The 4,405-nt window shown below is 42.2% G+C and carries 4 protein-coding genes and 2 pseudogenes; all 6 read left to right on the plus strand.

From position 1 onward, the window contains the following. Positions 1–31 precede the first annotated feature (31 nt). On the plus strand, positions 32–439 hold the full coding sequence (locus tag FC15_RS06890; RefSeq protein ID WP_057825214.1) for a phospholipase D-like domain-containing protein: 408 nt from the start codon (positions 32–34) through the stop codon (positions 437–439). Between the two features lie 27 nt (positions 440–466). Next, positions 467–1,159: a hypothetical protein gene (locus FC15_RS06895; protein ID WP_057825217.1), complete on the plus strand. Its 693-nt coding sequence runs from the start codon at positions 467–469 to the stop codon at positions 1,157–1,159. Positions 1,160–1,171: 12 nt separating this feature from the next. Then, positions 1,172–1,411, plus strand: coding sequence for a hypothetical protein (locus FC15_RS06900; RefSeq protein WP_057825219.1), 240 nt, complete (start codon positions 1,172–1,174; stop codon positions 1,409–1,411). A 16-nt stretch (positions 1,412–1,427) separates the two neighbouring features. Next, the gene (locus FC15_RS06905) at positions 1,428–2,963 is read left to right on the plus strand and encodes a hypothetical protein (RefSeq protein ID WP_201779859.1); all 1,536 of its coding nucleotides are present in this window, start codon (positions 1,428–1,430) and stop codon (positions 2,961–2,963) included. A 265-nt stretch (positions 2,964–3,228) separates the two neighbouring features. Continuing rightward, a pseudogene (locus FC15_RS06910) lies at positions 3,229–4,139 on the plus strand (N-6 DNA methylase). Between the two features lie 64 nt (positions 4,140–4,203). Next, positions 4,204–4,405, plus strand: a pseudogene (locus FC15_RS06915) (hypothetical protein); the annotation flags it as partial.

Here is a 4,405-nt window from a genome sequence, read left to right on the forward strand (position 1 = left end):
ACAGAATTAGAACGAGTGTTTAGAAAAAGATGTGCCATTTATTGACATAGGAGCAATTCGAGATGCGAAATATACAATTTGGGCTGCAGTAGCGTGGTTAAGCAATCAAGCGATCATTGATGAATTGCTTGCTAAAAAGAAACAGGGAGTGCATGTTAGGTTAATAATCTCCGAAGAAAGCAGCAACAGGCCGTTCTATCAGCAACTTTCCGAGAACTTTGACCTAATGCTTATTCCACATCATGGATGGGATGACTGGAATAGGATGCATGATAAATTCTGCATTATTGATTTTGAATATGTAATGCACGGCTCCTATAATTGGACTAAGGCCGAAAATTATAACGATGAAACCTTAGCTACAGCACTTGACCGTGATTTTGTTAAAAAGTTTTCAGATGAATTTATACGCTTATATGGAATGGGCCGTCGAGTATAGTTTTGGTTTCTGAATGGAGGTGTCATCGTGAGACAATATACATGGGATGAATATTACGAGAAATTCTATGATTGGGCCAAAAGCACTCAGGTCCGTAATCTGTCTGCGTTGACTTCTCTCGGTACAGAGGATGAGGTTGGTGAAATCATCATCGAGCTGCAGATCAATGTACCGGCGGCAAACCGTCTTCTGCGCAAAGCGGTCGAGGCTAAACTGGCCTTTTCAGGCTCTGATCTGGTCGAGTTTGCCTGTATCAATGATAAGACGCTGGCGATAGCAGCAGTGCGCAATTCAGCGGAGCGATTAATAGCCGAGGATATGGAATATCTGTATGGCGAGATTGATGATGAGGTTATCATCGAAATCTGCAAGCAGCGGAATATTCTATTGCCGGAAGAGTTGCGTGAAGAGGAAGAATACGAAGATGAGGAACCAGAGGAAACCGAAGAAGATGAACCTCTGGAAGAGGTTGATATATATGTCGACGATTACTGTCCACCACCGAAACGGCCCGGTTTCTTTGCTACTTTGTTTGGCGTGATTGCCGGTATCGACATGGCCATCGGTTCCAATCAACACCGGCATAACGGTCGTTGTAACGGAGACTGCGCTCATTGCCCACCTCACTACGGATATCGTTATGGACGTTGGTACTATGGCCACGACCATGTACACGGGTGTGAGTTTGGCGGCAACAGAGGCAGCGGTAGCATGGATTAACGGAGGTCGGTCATGTTCGGTAGAAAAAAGAAGGCTCCAGAGCCTGTTTATGATGTTACCCAGAAGATAGCGAAAACTTGGTGGGGTGGCACAAAGCTGGTTCCTACAACAAAATCGGAACAAAAGAAGATGAAGGCTGAAATCCTGAAAAGAAATCCGAATGCAACAGTTCTTGATAGTAAGGCCAAAAAGCAAAGGGAACTGGAATGGATTGATTGCATTGAGGAATTTGACGCATTTATGAATGATTGATAGGAGGTGTATCGCAGTGGCAGACATGAAGCAAATCCACGAATTTGCCGTCAAGTGGTATGACAAATTCATGGATAAGAAAATCAACTATATCGAACTTGTAGACCACTATATGGCCGATGACTGTGAGGCTCTTGGCTTTGTAATGGACTGCGGTCACGCTTTTTCCGAGAAATATGGCAATGCGGCAAATAATTTTGAGGCATTGGAACGCATCGTTGGAGAGATAACCGATATTCCGTTGCTCGGTTCGGCTATTTATTCTCAATGGCGGTATTTCAATCATTGGGCGTATTCCGGTGCGGAAATTTTGGAACCGCAGAACCGTGCTTGGGTTACGATAGCTTTGTCCCGTCTGGGTGAACTGGCAGAATATCAGTTGAATCGGTTCAAAGGCACTCCGCAGAAAGTGCGCATCGTTTCCAATAACATCTGTTATGGTCAAGCACCAGAACTGGATGACGAGGTCGAACAACACGTCACCATCAACACGGATGGCCGTGTGTGGTTCTCGGCCTACAATTTTGGATCTGGATACAGTGGCCACGAAAAGTCCAGAAGTAAGATTTATAAAATTGAAAAGAACACTGCTGCTAAGGTGTTGAATAGCATCGCACAATATTTCAGCACCGAGTACATTGAGGTGTTTGCTACCGACATTGGCGAGTGGGAGATGGAGATTACCAACACCGATGGCGAAGTCTATAAGTACCGTGGTTCGTTAATTGCGGACTTTGAAGTAGATGGTGTTGACCTGTCGGATATGGTGCGAGAGGCTCTCGGAATGGATGACCTCTATGTATTTGACGGCAATAACAAGCCAGATAGAGTTGACCGCATTACCATTGATTATCACCGCATTACCAAAATAAAGCCGAAGCAGCCAGTCTCTGAAACCGTTGAATACGTGATGTGGGACTACAGCGAGAGATTGGTGCTTGACCGTGAAAGCGAGACCTTAGAGCATATTCAGAAGATCGGCAGCGGTTGTGTAGTGTCCAGAAAATACTATGTTCAGGGTGGCATTGAAGAGTTGCTCAATGACATTGATGCGGATGACCTGTTTGGCGAAATTGAGGGCAATCCTGATGATGTGGTGGACAACCCGCTTGAAACCAAGGATTATACCATCATAGTGGACTTCAAAAAAGGACCGCAGCGTGTCCTTCAGGGAACATATGATAAGAAGGCGCTTCCAGAGTACTGGAGCGATTTTGCCGAGTCTGTATGGCAGTTTATGCGTTTCTACGGAATGGGCGAAATACTTGACCCTGCGGTCTATGAGAAAGTCAAGCGCCGCAGAACCGATTACATCTACTGTAGCGTGGAATTCGACGAGGGCTACAAAAGCTATTATTACATTGCCGATGAGGACAATATTTCCGTTGGCGATTACGTGATTGTACCCGTGGGCAAAGATAACCACCATTCTGCTGCAGAAGTAGTAAAGGTGGAGTATTTCGCAGAGGAGGATGTTCCTCTGCCGCTTGACCGCACTAAGCATATCATTCGTAAATGCACGGATGAGGATTTTGACCCGCCGGAGGAATAATAATTACACTTTTTAATTTTGGCATACTTTTTAATTTTACCTTTTCCGGGCCTGTCGGAATCACCTCCAGCACCGTCCGAGGCGGGTAAAAAACACTGACAATAGTATAAATGCTGGGCTTCCACAGACGGCAAATACCGTGTAAGTCCAGCAAAATCAAGCCTTTTTTCGGTATTTACACACCGGAGAAGGCTTTTTTCTTTGTATCAAACATAGCGTCTTGATAGATCCTGCTTGTGGATCGGGTGGAATGTTCGTTCAATCAATGAAGTTTATTGAACGTCATAATGGTAACAAATCGGCAGTTTCAATAATAGGTCAGGAGAAGAATCCTGATACAAGAAGGTTAGCAAAAATGAACCTGGCGATTCGAGGAATTTCCTATGATTTGGGCAAACAAGGACTAGGAGAAAGTTCAAGTTTTACAGATGATCAACATAAAGATATGAAGGTAGATTATATCATGGCTAATCCTCCGTTTAACCTTAAGGATTGGCGTGGAGAAAATGAACTGTTAGACGACCCACGTTGGCAAGGGTATGCAGTACCCCCAAATCAAATGCTAACTATGCGTGGATTTTGCATATACTTTCTAAACTTGATGTGACTAATGGTGTTGCAGGTTTTTTGCTTGCCAATGGCGCATTAAATGCAGATGGAATTGAGAGAGAAATTCGGCAAAAATTAATTGAAAATGATAAAGTTGAAGCTATTATCGTTTTGCCACGGAATATGTTTTATACAACAGATATTTCAGTGACTTTGTGGATTTTGAACAATAATAAATCCGATCATGAATTACACGGTCATTTAATTCGAAATCATCAAAATGAAGTTCTTTTTATGGATTTACGTCAATGGAATGATCATGTACAACAATACAAGGTTGAAAAAGGAACAAATAAGAAAAAAACAATCTTGACTGATGAACAAATAGCAAAAGTTAAGTTGATATATCAATCTTGGCAAAAAGGTAGCGACTATGAAGATATTCCGGAATTATGCAAGTCAGTGACTATAGATAAAATTAAAGAAGCCAATTATTCTCTTGCACCTAGTAAATATATAGAATTTATTGACCATGATTTAGATATAAACTATGAAAAAGAAATGTCACGTATTCAATCAGAAATGAAAGAAGGAGAGTGTAAAATATTTTGTGTAAATGAGTATTGAAAAAGGGAAGACCTTCCCCGTATGATTATAAGCGTCTAAACCAAATCAACGGAGGTCTTCCCCTATGAATCAGTTTAACAAAGAATTGGCAAATGTACTACTATCTCATGGTGATTTAAAAGAAGTTTTTAGAAAACAACTGCAGGATACATTAAATACGTTACTTCAAGCCGAGTTAACTTCTGTTCTAGGCTACGATCCTTATGATCGTCTGTTCTAGGCTACGATCCTTATGATCGTCAAGGTTTCAACTCTGGTAACTCTCG

The organism is Lapidilactobacillus concavus DSM 17758 (assembly GCF_001435835.1).
In the GTDB taxonomy this organism is placed as follows: Bacteria; Bacillota; Bacilli; order Lactobacillales; family Lactobacillaceae; genus Lapidilactobacillus; species Lapidilactobacillus concavus.